The sequence below is a fragment of the Streptomyces sp. NPDC005533 genome (genome assembly GCF_042871845.1).
GTDB lineage: Bacteria > Actinomycetota > Actinomycetes > Streptomycetales > Streptomycetaceae > Streptomyces.
In genome coordinates this window covers 1-14034 of record NZ_JBIAJH010000076.1, presented here as the reverse complement: position 1 = coordinate 14034, position 14034 = coordinate 1, and the positions used below count along the sequence as shown (strand labels likewise).

The 14034-nt window shown below is 71.6% G+C and carries 15 protein-coding genes; 10 read left to right on the top strand and 5 right to left on the bottom strand.

What is annotated here, in order from left to right; all coding sequences use genetic code 11:
* The first annotated feature begins 1626 nt into the window (after window positions 1–1626).
* The 4 genes from ACFYP3_RS35335 to ACFYP3_RS35320 all read left to right on the top strand — a co-directional run bounded on the left by ACFYP3_RS35335 (window position 1627) and on the right by ACFYP3_RS35320 (window position 5296).
* Window positions 1627–1857 (top strand): hypothetical protein, encoded by a 231-nt coding sequence (locus tag ACFYP3_RS35335; RefSeq protein WP_388841953.1) that lies wholly within the window; start codon window positions 1627–1629, stop codon window positions 1855–1857.
* Window positions 1858–2053: 196 nt separating this feature from the next.
* Window positions 2054–2260, top strand: a complete 207-nt coding sequence (locus ACFYP3_RS35330) for a hypothetical protein (RefSeq protein WP_388841951.1) — start codon at window positions 2054–2056, stop codon at window positions 2258–2260.
* A 3-nt stretch (window positions 2261–2263) separates the two neighbouring features.
* Window positions 2264–3667 (top strand): cytochrome P450, encoded by a 1404-nt coding sequence (locus ACFYP3_RS35325; protein ID WP_388841949.1) that lies wholly within the window; start codon window positions 2264–2266, stop codon window positions 3665–3667.
* A 510-nt stretch (window positions 3668–4177) separates the two neighbouring features.
* Window positions 4178–5296, top strand: a complete 1119-nt coding sequence (locus ACFYP3_RS35320; RefSeq protein ID WP_388841947.1) for a hypothetical protein — start codon at window positions 4178–4180, stop codon at window positions 5294–5296.
* Window positions 5297–5497: 201 nt separating this feature from the next.
* On the opposite strand, the gene ACFYP3_RS35315 is transcribed toward ACFYP3_RS35320, so the two are convergent.
* The 4 genes from ACFYP3_RS35315 to ACFYP3_RS35300 form a co-directional block, all read right to left on the bottom strand.
* Complete coding sequence (locus tag ACFYP3_RS35315; protein WP_388841945.1) at window positions 5498–6010, bottom strand: hypothetical protein; 513 nt, start codon at window positions 6008–6010, stop codon at window positions 5498–5500.
* On the bottom strand, window positions 6010–6945 hold the full coding sequence (locus tag ACFYP3_RS35310; protein ID WP_388841943.1) for a class I SAM-dependent methyltransferase: 936 nt from the start codon (window positions 6943–6945) through the stop codon (window positions 6010–6012). The genes ACFYP3_RS35315 and ACFYP3_RS35310 overlap by 1 nt, the downstream gene beginning before the upstream one ends.
* 139 nt (window positions 6946–7084) lie before the next feature.
* Window positions 7085–8464: an acyl-CoA synthetase gene (locus ACFYP3_RS35305; RefSeq protein WP_388841941.1), complete on the bottom strand. Its 1380-nt coding sequence runs from the start codon at window positions 8462–8464 to the stop codon at window positions 7085–7087.
* 222 nt (window positions 8465–8686) lie between these two features.
* Window positions 8687–9133, bottom strand: coding sequence for a DUF1772 domain-containing protein (locus ACFYP3_RS35300; protein WP_388841939.1), 447 nt, complete (start codon window positions 9131–9133; stop codon window positions 8687–8689).
* A gap of 360 nt (window positions 9134–9493) precedes the next feature.
* On the opposite strand from ACFYP3_RS35300, the gene ACFYP3_RS35295 reads away from it, so the two are divergent.
* The 6 genes from ACFYP3_RS35295 to ACFYP3_RS35270 all read left to right on the top strand — a co-directional run bounded on the left by ACFYP3_RS35295 (window position 9494) and on the right by ACFYP3_RS35270 (window position 13444).
* Window positions 9494–10000, top strand: coding sequence for a GNAT family N-acetyltransferase (locus ACFYP3_RS35295; RefSeq protein ID WP_388841937.1), 507 nt, complete (start codon window positions 9494–9496; stop codon window positions 9998–10000).
* A 683-nt stretch (window positions 10001–10683) separates the two neighbouring features.
* A complete protein-coding gene (locus tag ACFYP3_RS35290) occupies window positions 10684–11205 on the top strand; it encodes a hypothetical protein (protein WP_388841935.1) in 522 nt (173 codons plus the stop codon).
* Window positions 11206–11259: 54 nt separating this feature from the next.
* On the top strand, window positions 11260–12141 hold the full coding sequence (locus ACFYP3_RS35285) for an FAD-dependent oxidoreductase (RefSeq protein WP_388841933.1): 882 nt from the start codon (window positions 11260–11262) through the stop codon (window positions 12139–12141).
* Window positions 12138–12503, top strand: coding sequence for a hypothetical protein (locus ACFYP3_RS35280; protein ID WP_388841931.1), 366 nt, complete (start codon window positions 12138–12140; stop codon window positions 12501–12503). The genes ACFYP3_RS35285 and ACFYP3_RS35280 overlap by 4 nt, the downstream gene beginning before the upstream one ends.
* A 3-nt stretch (window positions 12504–12506) precedes the next feature.
* A complete protein-coding gene (locus ACFYP3_RS35275) occupies window positions 12507–13028 on the top strand; it encodes an IS5 family transposase (protein ID WP_388841929.1) in 522 nt (173 codons plus the stop codon).
* An 80-nt stretch (window positions 13029–13108) separates the two neighbouring features.
* Complete coding sequence (locus ACFYP3_RS35270) at window positions 13109–13444, top strand: transposase (RefSeq protein ID WP_388841955.1); 336 nt, start codon at window positions 13109–13111, stop codon at window positions 13442–13444.
* On the opposite strand, the gene ACFYP3_RS35265 is transcribed toward ACFYP3_RS35270, so the two are convergent.
* Entirely contained in the window at window positions 13410–13817 is a 408-nt protein-coding gene (locus ACFYP3_RS35265) for a DUF3662 domain-containing protein (protein WP_388841927.1), read from the bottom strand. The genes ACFYP3_RS35270 and ACFYP3_RS35265 overlap by 35 nt on opposite strands.
* Window positions 13818–14034 lie beyond the last annotated feature (217 nt).

Below are 14034 nucleotides of genomic sequence, written 5' to 3'. Positions count from 1 at the left end.
CAGAATCCAGCTCCGACCCCACCTGATCGACGGCTGCCTCACCGCCACCGGCCTGCCCCTCAACCCACCGACCCCACACTGAAAACCTCAGTAACCCACCCCCCAACCCACACCCCCACCACACACCACCCCCAGCCACATCCACCCAGGCGAGAACAGACATACCGGACCGTGAACACATCCTCCAGCCACTACTAGCCCACCTCGTATGTGACCCACGCCCTATGGGACGCCTCACCCCCACACCCCACCAACCTCACCGCGCGTCACCAACCACACACCTTCCAAAACCCCCACCACACCACCACCCCACCTCAAAAACGAAGGACCACCACCGCAACAAACCGGCACACGCAAACAAGAACCACCCAACACAACCAGCCCAGGCCGGGGACGGGGCCAGGCCGGGGACGGGGTTGAAACGAGGCCGGGAGCAGGGCGGGACTGGGACTGGGACAGGGAGGGCGGGGCGGGACTGGGGCGGGCCGGGCAGGCAGGGCCGGGCAGGCAGGGACTGGGACAGGGCGAGGCGGGATTGGGAGGGGGGCGGGATTGGGACGGGGCAGGTGGGGTGGGACTGGGGCGATGGGGGCGAGACTGGGCAGGGCGGGCCCGGCAGGGCAGGGCGGGCAGGACGGGCCGGGTAGGGCGGGATGGGAAAGCCCCCAGATCACCACGCCCCCACAAGAAGCGCAGGGACCCCCACCACGCCGACCTCCAACAACGCCGAACCCTCAACGGCGGACACCGAGAGCCACACCCCAGACAAGGCGACCACACGTCCGCCAACACACCCCCAGCTACGCACAGCCCAACCCCCCACACCCCCAAGGCAGCACCACACGCCCACCAACGAACCCCCAGCGAACGAAACCCGGGCCCGCACCCCATGGGAACTGACCGCGAACGCACCGCGGCCCCTCAACACCACGCCACCCACCCACCCACCACGCCTGGCCTCGACTCCGCACCCCCGAGAGGGGAGCAACCGCGAGCACACCGCGGCACCTTCAACAACGGCAGGGCCGAGCCTCCGCACCCCCAGGGGGCCGCAACCGCGGCGTGCACGTCGCCGCATCGGCCACGGAAAGACAGAAGGCTCACGACCATCCCCCCCCTACGGACCGAGCCGAGTACCGGCCAACCGTCACCAACAGGCCTCCGCCGAAAGACCAACAGGCCCCCCACGACACCTTCAACAACCGGCGCCGCAATTCCGGCCCCCCGAGCACGTCGACCACCGGCCCGCCCCGACACCCTCAACCACGGGAGCGGGGGCACAGGCCCCCAAGGGAGTGACACACCAGCGGCGCCGAATCGGCGACGGGAGACGAAAGACACGGCCACGACCCACCTCCACGCACACCGGCCGTACGCCAACAGGCCAGCGCGCACCGACCGCGGACCCGCCACGACACCGTCAACAACGCAAGGCTCAGGCTCCGCACCCCGAGGAGGGGTGAGCGCCGGCCCGACCCAACGCCTTCAACACCCAGGGCTGGGGCCCCGGTCCCCGAGGAAGTGACCGCACCGGCGGCATACTTCGCCGTATCGGCGACGGGAGACCGAAAGACACGGCCACCACCCGCCTCCTGCTGAGGATTTCAGGCTGGAGTCGGTGGGTTGATGGGGGCCGGCAGCCTGGTCCCCGGCGTGACCGTGGGCGAGGACCTCGCCCCGCACCGGGCGAGCGCGGCCCGGCCGGCCACCGCCGCCGCACCGACCCCGGCGGGCAACGGGATCCCGGTCTCCGGTGGAGTCCCGGCGCGCCCCGCCACGACGGGCGGCGCCGCGGCCGCTCCCGCCTTCGGGACGTCCTGCGCCGGGCGGGGACCCCCGACCACGTCCTCGGGCTGAACCGCTCCGCTGCGCGACGGGGCGGCCTCGGCCGGGCGGAGCCGGGGGCGCGCGAAAGCCGGCATTGTGGCAGACACGGGCGCGGGGGGTCATGCCACGCGTTCCCGGGGCATGACCCCCGGATGCCGCGGGGGGACTAATGAGGGCAACGCACCGGGCGGAACCGCCGCCCACCCCACCCCGAAGGAGGACAGCCATGGCTGCCCTGATCCCCCTGCGCAAGTCGCTCCTCATCGCCGCCTCCGCCGTCGCCGCGCTCCTCAGCGCCGGATCGGCCCAGGCCGCGACGAGCTCCGCCCACCTGGCCAACGATCCCTCCGGGGCGAAGGTGCAACGCAGCAGCACGCTCGGAGGGTCGGACCACTCCAGTGCGTATTACTACTACTACGTACAGGCGCGGTAGCAGATGCGGTCTTCCCGTGTGCCGCCCGGCCCCTCGGGGGCCGGGCGGTACGGCAACCGGCGCGCGTTCGAGCGGGACCACCTCGGTTTCCTCCTCGACCAGCAGCAGTACGGCGACCTGGTCCGCTTCGACGACGACCTGTACATCGTGAACTCGCCCGCCCTGGCGGAGGAGGTCCTCAAGCACACCAACACCACCTACGGCATCTCCAGCGACCTGCTGGGCGAGCCGACCGACGGAAGCCGCGCCTCCGAAGACCTGGCCCTGTGGATGCGGGCCCGCAGCCTGGCGGGACGCGGCCTGAACCGGACCAGCATGCGCGCCGCCCGGGACAGCCTCGCGTCGACCGTCGTCCGCCACGCGGACACCTGGCACGCACGCGGCAGGATCGAAGCGATCCCCGCACTGGAAGACCTCACCGCCCACCTGATCGCCGAGTTCTGCCTCGGACCCGAGACCGGCGACGTCCCCGACCTCCTGGCCCGCCTGCAGGACGCGCTGCTGCCCCCCGCACTGCCCCTGCCGGCCCGCTGGCACGCACTGCGCCGACGCCGCCTCCAACGCGCCGGCCGCGACCTGGCCGACGAAGTCTCCTCCCTGATACGCCGGCGGCGTACGACGAGGCGGGACGACTCGCCCTCCGTGGTCGCGGACCTCCTGAACACCGCGTGCGACGAAGGCGCCCTCACCCACGAGGGCGCGACCAGCGTCATCGTCGCCAACCTCTTCGCCGCCCACGAGACCACCGCCGCCGCGCTCGCCTGGCTGCTCCTCCTCCTCGACCGGCACCCGCAAGTCCGTCGGCGGGTACGGGACGAGGCCGACAGGGAACTCGCCGGCGCGCTCCCCACCGCGGCCGACGTGCCCCGGCTGGCCGTTACCGAAGCCGTCGTGAAGGAGACCCTGCGCCTCTACCCCCCGCTCTGGTTCCTCCAGCGGACCATCGAGGAACCCACCGAACTCGCCGGCTACCCCCTGCGCCCCGGCCAGAAGGTCGCCGTCAGCCCCTTCGTCCTCCACCGCGACCCCCGCCACTACCACCAGCCCACCACGTTCGACCCCGACCGCTGGACCGACCGCGCCGCCAACCCACTGCCCAAGTACGCGTTCATGCCGTTCGGCGGAGGGCCGCGCAACTGCCTCGGAACCCACTTCGCCACCACCGCCATGACCATCGTCACCGCAACCCTCACCCCCCACTACGAGGTCACCCGATCACCCGGCACGACACCCGTCTTCCACACCCGCACCATCCTCCAGCCCCACGACCTCACCCTCGACGTCTCGGTCCGTCCCCACCCACCCGGCGACCGGCCCGGCGACCACCGGCCCGCTGCGGACCCACAGCCCGAAGACCACCGGGCAGCCCGGTGTCCCTTCACCGCCAACACCCCCACCGCACCATGACGGACCACCGTCCACCTCACCGGCACACCGCAGGAATCATGAACCATCACCACCCGACCACGACCCGACAACCTCAGCAACAGACCGGCCGAAGTACCAGCCAGCCATCCCACCGAGCTTGCGCGTGGTGACCCCCTGGTCCGCCGAGGCGCCTTCAACAACGCAAGGCTGCGGCTCCGGGCCCCCGAGGGAGTGACGCACCAGCGGCGCACTTCGCACTATCGGCGCGGCGGGAGACCGAAAGCCGCGGCCATGACAGATTCCTTGCGGAGCAATCCGAGTACCCACGGCTTGTACAGCAACTCACCTATGTGTGTGCGCTGTTGGATGGGTGGTGGTCCGACTGCGTGTTGGGGTGTGTGCGTTGGCCGCGCGTATAGCACAACACCTCCGCGGCAGACGGTGGGACCGGTCCCTGCCGATCCCTGATAGGTGATCCGCCGTCACGGGTACACGTGGATGCGTACCATCGCGTCACACATGTCCCTCACGACAGAGACCGAGGAACCCATGACCACCACCAACATCACACGCGTCCAAGACGATTACGCCCAGCAGATCGCCGGCGACCTGACAGCGAACCAGACAGCACAAGAACAGACACGCACCGAACTACAACACCTGCAACACCAACTCGCCCAACTCGAAGCAAGCGAACAAGTCCTGCTCAAAATGCAGGAAGCCCTCGGCATCCCCACCCAACCCACAACCAAGACCAGCACAAAGCCCACCGCACAGAACGCCACACAAACCGGCACCAAGACCAATGCCAAGCCCGGCGCGAACACCGGCACCAAGCCGCGTACACAGACCAACACCAAACCCACCACGAAAACCGGCGCAAAGACCGCCACGAAGCCCGCCACGAACGCCGGCGCGAAGACCGGCGCCACCCCCACCACGACGCCCTCTGCGAACGCCAGCGCGAAGAGCGATGCCACACCCACCACGAAGCCCGCCACGAACGCCAGCGTGAAGAACAGTGCCACCCCCGCCACGAAGCCTCGCGCGAAGGCCGGTGCGAAGCCGGAGACACAGGCCGATGCCACACCCGCTGCGAAGCCCGCTGTGAAGACCAGCACGAACGCCGGCGGGAAGCGAGCCCCGGTACCCACCGCACGCACCGCGACCCAGACAACGAACAACACCACAGAGCCCAAGAAGACCACGCAACCCAACAAGGCCACCGAGCCCAACAAGGCCACCGAGCCCAAGAAAGCTGCCGAACCCACCAAGGCTGCCGAGCCGGAGAAGGGTGCGACAGCCGAGAACACCGTAAAGGCCGTGGAGACAGCGGAGACCGTGAAAGCCGAGAAGAAAACCGCGGCCGCCACCATCCCACGCACCCGCACAACCAGCGGGAACAACGAGCCCAAGAAGGAAACAGGCCCCTCCTGGCTCGACCTCGTCACCACAGCCCTCGCCGGACAAACCGAACCCAAATCCGCCGCCGAAGTCACCCACACCCTCACCACCACCCACCCCGACCGCACCGTACAAACAACCGTCATCCGCAACACCCTCGAACAAGGCGTCGCCCGCGGCATCATCGAACGCACCAAACAAGGACGCTCCGTCTACTACACCCCCACCAACCCCAACCACCCCCAACACCCCCAACACCCCTAACCACCAGACCAGACAGGCCAGACAGGCCAGACACGCCAGACAGGCCAGACAGGCCAGACAGGAACGACCAGGCCTGTCTGGCCTGGCCGCCACCCAGCCCCACCCCGCGCCAACGGCCGTACACGCCCCGGACAGGCACAACCTGAAATCACAGACGACCCCGTCCGCCATTGAGGCAGAAGCGGGCACAACAACCCGAAATCAGAGCGCGGGCTGGTACCAGCGGTGGTGTACCGCGGGTTCTACGCACAGCACGGCCGCGCCCGCTACCGTGCCGACCAGCAGCGCGGGCCAGCCGCCGCCCAGGAACGCGCCGGCGCAGGCCGCGGCCAGGGCGAGGGGGCGTAGCAGGGTCAGGGGGCCGAGGCCGATGACCATCGCGAGGGTGCTGGCGCGGAACGGCAGGAGGAAGTAGGCAGCGAGGGAGAGCAGTACCGCGACGGCGTAGGCGGTGAGGGGGAGCAGGTAGCCGAGGCCGCCCGCGCTCAGGGTGTCGTACGTCCGGGCCCGGTCGGGCGCCGACCACAGCACGGCGCCCGCCGTCGCTGCGGGGGCGACCAGCACGACGGCGCCGACCGCCAGCCCGCGCAGGGCGGCGCGGGCGGTGGCCCGGTGTTTGCGGATGCGGGCGTCGCGGCCGGCGTAGGCGCGGAAACCGCTGAACGTCGCGTCGAGCAGACCCAGCAAGAGAAGGGCGATCGGTACGGCGGACATCATCGGACGGCCCCGGCGAGGTGTTCGGGGCCGACCAGCCGGCGTTCCGAGCGCCCCAGGGCCCGGCGCAGTGGCGCTTCCAGATGCTGGCGCACCCCGATGATCGGGCGCAGGGTGGTGCAGAACGGGTTAGCCGCGCCGCGCGGCTCGTACAGCAGCGGCCGGATACCGGGCGCGGCAGCCGCGGATAGGAGGGTCTCGTCGCTGTGCGCGCGCTCTGCGGAGACGACCCCGTCGTGGCGGCCGAGCGGGTGGCGCATCCGGGCACGGTGGAAGACCCACGCGCCGATGGGTGCGAGGCGGGTCGCGGCGATGTCGAAGTGGCAGAAGGCCTGGGCCGGCGAGGCCGCCTGGGTCTGGAAGAACTCGGCCAGGGCGGGCCCGCGGAAGTGGTGCAGCACACCGGTGGAGACGTAGACGGTCGCCGCCTGCGGCAGGTCGAAGGCGTTGCCGTGGACGAAACGGCAGTCCAGCCCCTCCGCACGGGCGAGCTGTTCCGCTTCGCCGACCAGTGCGGCATCCAGGTCGACACCGACCAGCTCGACGTCCGCGCCCAGCCCGTTGGTGGCCGCCAGCCAGCGGATGAGGTATCCGAGGCCACAGCCGACGTCGACGAGCCGGTAGGGGCCGCTCTGGCCGCCGGCTGCCCGGATCGCCGTGAACAGCGGGCCGAGCAGGTGCATCAGGCGTTCACCGATCCGGAGCTCCTCGCTCAGCCGCTGGAGCTCGGTGTGCACGCTGATGAGGAGACGGTCCACGGCACGGGGGTCCAGAACGCCGTCCTGGTCAGCGGGCAGCCCGGCGACGATCTTGGCGGCGTGTTCGTCACCATGGGCGCGCAGCCGACGGATCACCTCGTCACGCAGGACGGGGAGCCGGTGGCCGGTGTGCGGATCCACCGCGGTGATCAGATCGGATATCTCGAGTCGGTGCACGAGGCGGAACCCTACGGCCTCCCCCGCACCGTCCCACCAGCCCCCCACCCCACTTCTCCCACGCGGTCACCCCCTTGCACGTACGCACGCACGTTCTGGATGGCCGCGGCCCCAAGGGTGGGGTGGAGCGTACGGGGGCTCAGGGCCGCGGCTTGCCGTCCTCGCTCAGCAGGAGGCGTTTCTGTGGCTTGCCCATGGCGTTGCGGGGGATGGCGGTGACGAAGCGGACCTCCCGCGGGCGCTTGTGGACCGAGAGGTGGGCCGCGACGAAGTCGGTGAGCTCGGTGCCGGTGACCTGCTGGGCGACGACGAAGGCGACGATGCGCTGGCCGAGGTCCGGGTCCGGGACGCCGACCACGGCCGCCTCACTGACGCGGGGATGGTCCAGGAGGGCGTTCTCGATCTCACCCGCGCCGATCCGGTACCCGCCCGACTTGATCATGTCGGTGGAGGCCCGGCCCACGATGCGGTGGACGCCGTCGCGGTCGTCGACCGCGGCGATGTCACCGGTACGGAACCAGCCGTCCTCGGTGTAGGCGGCGGCGGTGGCGTCGGGCCGTCCCAGGTAGCCGGAGAAGAGAGTGGGCCCCGTGAGCTGGAGTTCACCGATCTCGGCGCCGTCCTCCGCGGCGATACGGGTGGAGATGCCGGGCAGGGGGGTGCCGACCGTACCGGGACTCAGGCGGCCGGCCGCCCGGCCGCTGACGGTGATCAGGGTCTCGGTCATCCCGTACCGCTCGACGATGCGGTGGCCGCTCAGCCGCTCCAGGTCGCGGAAGACCGGTGCGGGCAGGGCCGCGCTGCCCGACACCAGCAGCCGGGCCCCCGAGAGGGCGGCGGCGGCCTGCGGATCGGCGGCGATGCGGGACCAGACCGTGGGTACGCCGAAGTACAGACTGCCGCCGGCCGCGGCGTAGGCCTCGGGGGTGGGGCGGCCGGTGTGTACGAGACGGCTGCCGGTACGCAGGGCGCCCAGGACCCCGAGGACCAGGCCGTGGACGTGGAACAGGGGCAGTCCGTGGACGAGGGTGTCGGCGGCGCTCCACTGCCAGGCCTCGGCCAGGGCATCGAGATCGGCGGTGATCGCGGCGCTGCTGAGGACCACGCCCTTGGGGGCGCCGGTCGTACCGGAGGTGTAGAGGATCAGCGCGGGATCGTCCGACCCCCGACCGGCGGAGGTCGGAGCGGAGGCGCGGGTGGGGGTGGCGGTGGAGCGGCGGGCGAAGTCGACCTCGATGAGGCGGGCCCCGGAATCACGCAGGATGTGCCCGCGCTCGGCCGGGCCCGCGTCGGGCGGCAGCGGTACGCACGGGACCCCGGCGAGCAGTCCGCCGACCACGGCAGCGACCGTTTCCAGGGAGGCCGTCGCGGTCACGGCGAACGCGGGCGGGTGGGTGCCGGAGAGGTCGGCGGCGACCGCGCGGGCCGCGCCGAGGATCTCCTCGTAGGAAGCGGTACGGCCGGCGACGGTGACGGCGTCCGCGCGGTCCCCGTAGGCACCGGTGAGAGCGGTCAGCATGGCGGCGACTCCGATCGGCGAGGGGTGCAGCTGGTCCGGCCACCCTACGTGGGACGGCGGGGGCGACCGTACCCATGATCGGCGGAACGTGACCGTTCAAGGGACCGGCCGTCGCCGACCCGGGATCGGCGTGCGGCACCACGCGAGTTCGGCAGTCCAAGGCCCCCTCACCGACAGCCGGGCTGAGTGAGTGAGTGAGTGACGGTCAGACAGGCAGGGCACTCAGCGCGTGGCGCGGCCGTGCAGGACCAGGGCGCGGGCCAGAGCGGCCAAGGCCGCCGTGCACAGCACCGTACGGACGATGTTCGTCGCGACCCACGTCGACTCGAACTTCTCCACGATCGCGAAGTCCGTCATCTGCGCGACGTCACCCCCACTCGCGAGCTCGTTGTTGAGGGGGATGTTCACCGCGAACGTGATCACCAGCACCACGAGATAGGCCGCGGCGGCCGACCCCACCCACAAGGCGGCGCTACGCCGGCCGGCACGGAACTCCAGCACCGCCGACCCGACGGCCACCAGCAACGCCAACACGAACGCCATGCCGAAGAGCGCATTGCCGTCGATGGCCGCGTTGAAAGCCCGCATCGCGGTGACGTAGGTCCGATCGTCGCCGGCCGCCAGCCCCGGCATGACCGAGACGTCGAACGCGAAGAACAGCCCTGCCATCAACCCCACCAACACCGTGGCAAGAGTGAGCAGGACGACGGCGAGCCGGCCGCTCCTCCGGCCTCCGCCGCCGCCTCCGCCCTGCGCCGGAGGGGTCGGTGGCTCCGAGGCAGGGGGCGGGGGCGGCGTGACCGGGGGCGGGCTTGTACTCATGGGAGGGCGTCCTCTTTTCCATCGGCCGTCGGCGGGTACGTGAGTGCGCTACGCCCTGAACACGAACGCGCCCGATCGTGACACCAACCGCTCGATCTCCTAGCCGATTCCAGCCGACCCTTGAGCGAATCTTTAGTCACCGCAGCACATCCACCCCATGCGAACCGAGCCCGCAACCCCCCGCCTGACACCCCCTAAGCTGGTGACATGTCCGCCGCGAACACCCCGGCAGCCCCTCCGCTGCGCCTCGAACCCGTCACCGCCGAGAACTTCGACGCCGTCTGCGCGATACAGGTACGCCCCGACCAGACGCATCTGGTCTCCCCCGTGGTCAAGTCGCTCGCCGAGGCCTACGTCCACACCGCCGCCTGGCCGCGCGCCATCGTCGACGGCGATGAGGTCGTCGGCTTCATCATGGCCTTCCTCGACATCGCCTGGGACCCGGCCACCGACCCCGCCGACCACCGCAGTGGCATCTGGCGCCTGAACATCCAGGCCGGTCACCAGGGCAAGGGCTACGGCCGCTTCGCCATCCACGCGGCCTGCGAGGAAATCCGTGCCCGCGGTACCGACGAGGTTTACGTCAGCTGGCACACGGGCCAGGGCAGCCCCGAGCCCTTCTACCTCGGGCTCGGCTTCCGCCCCACCGGCGAGTACGCCGGCGACCAACGCGTCGCGGTGCTCCGCCTGAACGCCCCGGCCGGCACTCCTTAGGCACGGCGCGCGGGACCAGACGCCGTAGCGCCCGCCCGGTGCGGTGGGGCGTTGTCAGTGGCAGGGGGGCCAGCCTGCGTCGCATGATCGAGGGGAATGCGCCGCGCCGTCGCCGGGCGAGCTCGCCGAGGAGGTCGCGGCCGTACTGAATGGCCGCCGCGACCCCGGCGTGGCTTCGTTCGAGCGCGTGTTCAACGCCCTTGTCAGCCACAGCCACCGGGACCGCGAGAGCCCGGCCGCCGCGCTCGGGCCGAGCGCCGGGAGAGTGCCGGGGCGGGCTGGCCGGAGCTGTGCCGACACGTGGCGCTCGACTACGTCACGGGGCTCGCGTCGTCGAGACGGGCGCACGGCTGCGATCCGGTGACCAGGTTCCCTTGCTGCTGTCCGCGCCGAGCCGGCCGAGCGGCGCGGTGGAACGGCATCACCTGGTCGCGCGCCTTGCCACGCACGCACGCCTCGGCATCCGCCCCGTCCGGCCGACCTCGGACAGGCACTGCTGAGCTGCGGCGGCGGGCCGGCCGATCCCGACGTGGCGTCCGCCGCGGAAGAACGGGAACGGGAGGAGGCGGCCCGGGTGGCAGCCGGAACGCAAACCCGGCGCACCCCAGCCGCACATCGGCTGTGCGCACGCGTCACTTCCGAACGGGCGGGACGCGCACGCGGTCGCGGTCGCGGTCGCGGCCATGCGCTGGCATCCGGAGATCGCGGCGGCCCGGCTGCTGACCGGTGTCGCGTCGGCCGCGGACCAGAACGGCCGCGGAGCCCCCGCGTTCCTCACGGCGCTGGCCGCGGCCGACGGCCCGGCGGGACCCGCTGTGCACCTGGCCCGCGCCTACGGGCTCGCCTCCGTCCCCGAGGAGGATCGCGACGCCGCCGTGGCCGAGCTCGTACAGCTGGGCACCCTGAAGGTGCCCCTGCTGACCGAGTCACTGCGGGCCGCTGCCGCCCTGCCCGGGACGGCTCCCGCCCTCTGGCCGGTCCTGGCCCGGCGCACTCCCGGCCTGCTGGCCTCCACCCGCCCCCAGGCCCACGCCGCACTCCTCGCCGTCGCCGCGGACGCGGCTCGGGATGGGCGCGGGCGGTGTACTCCCCGAGATCACCGCACTCGCCCAACGAGCGGGATCGCCCCAACTCCCTGCGACATGCCCGCAGGTTGCGCGACCAGCTCGCCGCACACGCGACACGCCCCCACGCCGCGAAAGTAGAGTGCGGGCCGAGCCGCGGCCGTGGGTGCCCGAGCCGAACGGAAGTGGTTCTCCATGGCGAAACGTCACGTGGTCGTGGTCGGCGCCGGAATCGGCGGCCTGACCGCCGCACTCGCCCTGCACCGTCGCGGCTGGCAGGTCACCGTCTGCGAACGCTCCTCCCAGCCCCCGACCACCGGCGCCGGTATCGGCCTCGCCCCCAACGCCCTGCGTGCACTGGACGCCCTCGGCATCGACGCCGCCCACGCCGCCGGCACCGCCGTGCCCGAAACGATGGGTCTGCGCCGCTTCGACGGCCGGTGGCTCACCCGGGCCCGCACAGCGGACATGGCGGCCCGGTACGGCATGCCGCCGATCGCCGTCCCCCGCCCGGCCTTCACCGCCGCCCTCGCCGCCGCGCTGCCGCCGCAGGCCCTTCGCTACGGCACCGCGGTGACGGCCGTCGACGACGCCACCGGCCGCCCCACCGTCCGTACCGCGAACGGCCCGGACCTCAGCGCCGATCTGGTCATCGCCGCCGACGGCATCAACAGCCCCCTGCGCCGTGCCCACTTCCCCACCCACCCGGGCCTGCGCTACACCGGCGAGAGCGCCTGGCGGGCCCTCGTCGACGCCCCGGACCTGCGCATCGAGGCCATGAGCGAGACCTGGGGGCACGGCCGGCGGTTCGGCGTCACGCCGCTCACCGACGGCCGCCTCTACCTCTACGCCACCGCCCTCGTGCCGGCCGGAACCCGGCCCGCCGGTCCCGACCCCGCACCGAACTCCGCCGCCACTTCGGCTCCTGGCACGATCCGATCCCCGCCCTCCTCGACCGCATCGAGCGCCTCGCTCCCGCCGACGTCCTCCGCAACGACCTCTACGATCTGGCCGCCCCGCTCCCCCGACTGCACCACGGCCGGATCGTGTGGCTGGGCGACGCCGCCCACGCCATGACTCCCAACCTCGGCCAGGGCGGCTGCCAGGCCATCGAAGACGCAGCCGTCCTCGCCCACCTGCTCCCCACCGGTCACACCGGTCACACCGACACCACAGCCAGCCCGGCCAGCCCGGACCATGCGGATCATGCGGATCATGCAGACCGTACGGATCCCATCCCGGCCGCCCTCGCCGCCTACACCAGCGCCCGCCGCGACCGCACCAACGCCGTTCGCCTGCGCGCCCGCCGCGTCGGCCGCCTGGGTGCCCTCCGCAATCCCCTCGCCGTGGGCGTCCGCGACCTCGCCATCCGCGCCACCCCCACCCGCATCGCCCTGCGCGGCATGGACGACCTCTTCAACGGCTTCCGCCTCCCCTGATGAGTGCGACCCGCGCCGGAGCGGACGTCTCGCCCCTGGCCCACTCCCCTGGGAGCTTCCTGTCGATCATGTGACTACCGCCTGCCCCGATCGTTGCTCCGGCTGGGACGGGGTGATCTGACAGGTGCCGAGTGGGAACGGATGCGGCCGTTCCTGCCGGTCAGCAATAGGCGTTGTGGCCGGTGGCGGAACCATCGGCAGCTGATCGACGGGATTTTGCACCGGGTTCGGACAGGCGTGCACTGGCGTGGCCTTCCCGAACGGTTCGGGCCGTGGAAGACGGTCTACAAACGTCACCGGTTGTGGTCGGCGGACGGAACCTGGGAACGCCTGCTCCAGCAGGTCCAGGCTGAAGCGGATGCGACCGGCGAGATCGCCTGGGACATCTCCGTCGACTCCACCTTCGTCCGCGCCCACCGGCACGCGGCCGGTGCACGAAACGATCCGCCGCCCGCCCTCGCTCCAAAGACGAGACACCGTGGCAGGGCCGCGTCGCCTGCCTGGAGGAGGTGGTGCGGGAGGTGAGGGCCTGGGCCGCTCGCGGGGCGGGTTTACCACCAAGGTTCACCTGAGCGCAGACGGCCGCTGCCGGCCGCTGCCGGCCGCTGTCCCTGATCGTCACGCCGGGGCAGCGGGCGGACTGCACGCAGTTCATAGCCGTGCTGGAGAGGATCCGCGTCCCGCGGATCAGGCCGGGCAAGCCCCGCAAGAAGCCCGACAACCTGGCCCCCGACAAGGCCTACAGCAACGGACCGTGCCGCGACTACCTGCGCAGGCGGGGCATCCGGCACACGATCCCGGAGCAGCAGCGCTCACCCCAGCGGCCCAGAAGCACTGGCCGCGCTGCTCGAGGGCGGCCCGGCTGGGCACGTGGTGCCCGGGAAGGTTCGTTCATGGGCCGCCGGGTTACAAGTCCGGAGCGCTCAGGGGCGCGGCGGTGATGTGTTCCATGGGGGCACAGCGGACCTGGTAGCGGCCGTTGGGGATGTGTTCGGCCGCGGCGAGCCGCACGGTGAGCGGCCCGGCCCATTCGTAGCCCTTGCGCTCGCCGTGGTGCTGCAACCTGTCGGTCAGCTCCTGCCCCACGGCGGTGAGGTGCGGGCCCATCTCGGCGTACACGGGGGGAGGCAGCTCGAGGGTGTACACGTTCGGCACCACGGTGCGGTGGGAGCTGCATACGACGGCCTGCTCGTCGCACGTTCGGAGCACGGCTCGGACCACCTCCGCCTCCCCCGCCTCACTGCCGAACAGCTTCTCCGCCAGCGCCTGCTCGGCCTGCTCGATCGCCCGCTCCCAGCCCTTCAGTGTGTCCATGAACCGCACCTGCCCGGGTTCCGCGCCGTCACGCGCTCGGCACCGCGCCATGCAGCCGTAGAGCCTGCCGTTAACGACCTGATGAGCAGCCAGTCACCTGATCGGCCGGGCCTGCCGACAGCTCCTAGTGACCTGAGTCAGAGATTCGGTGGCAGTAGGCGGCGACTCTGTCGAGGATCTCGTCGGCTGTCTTTGTCCAGACGAAGGGCCTGGGTTG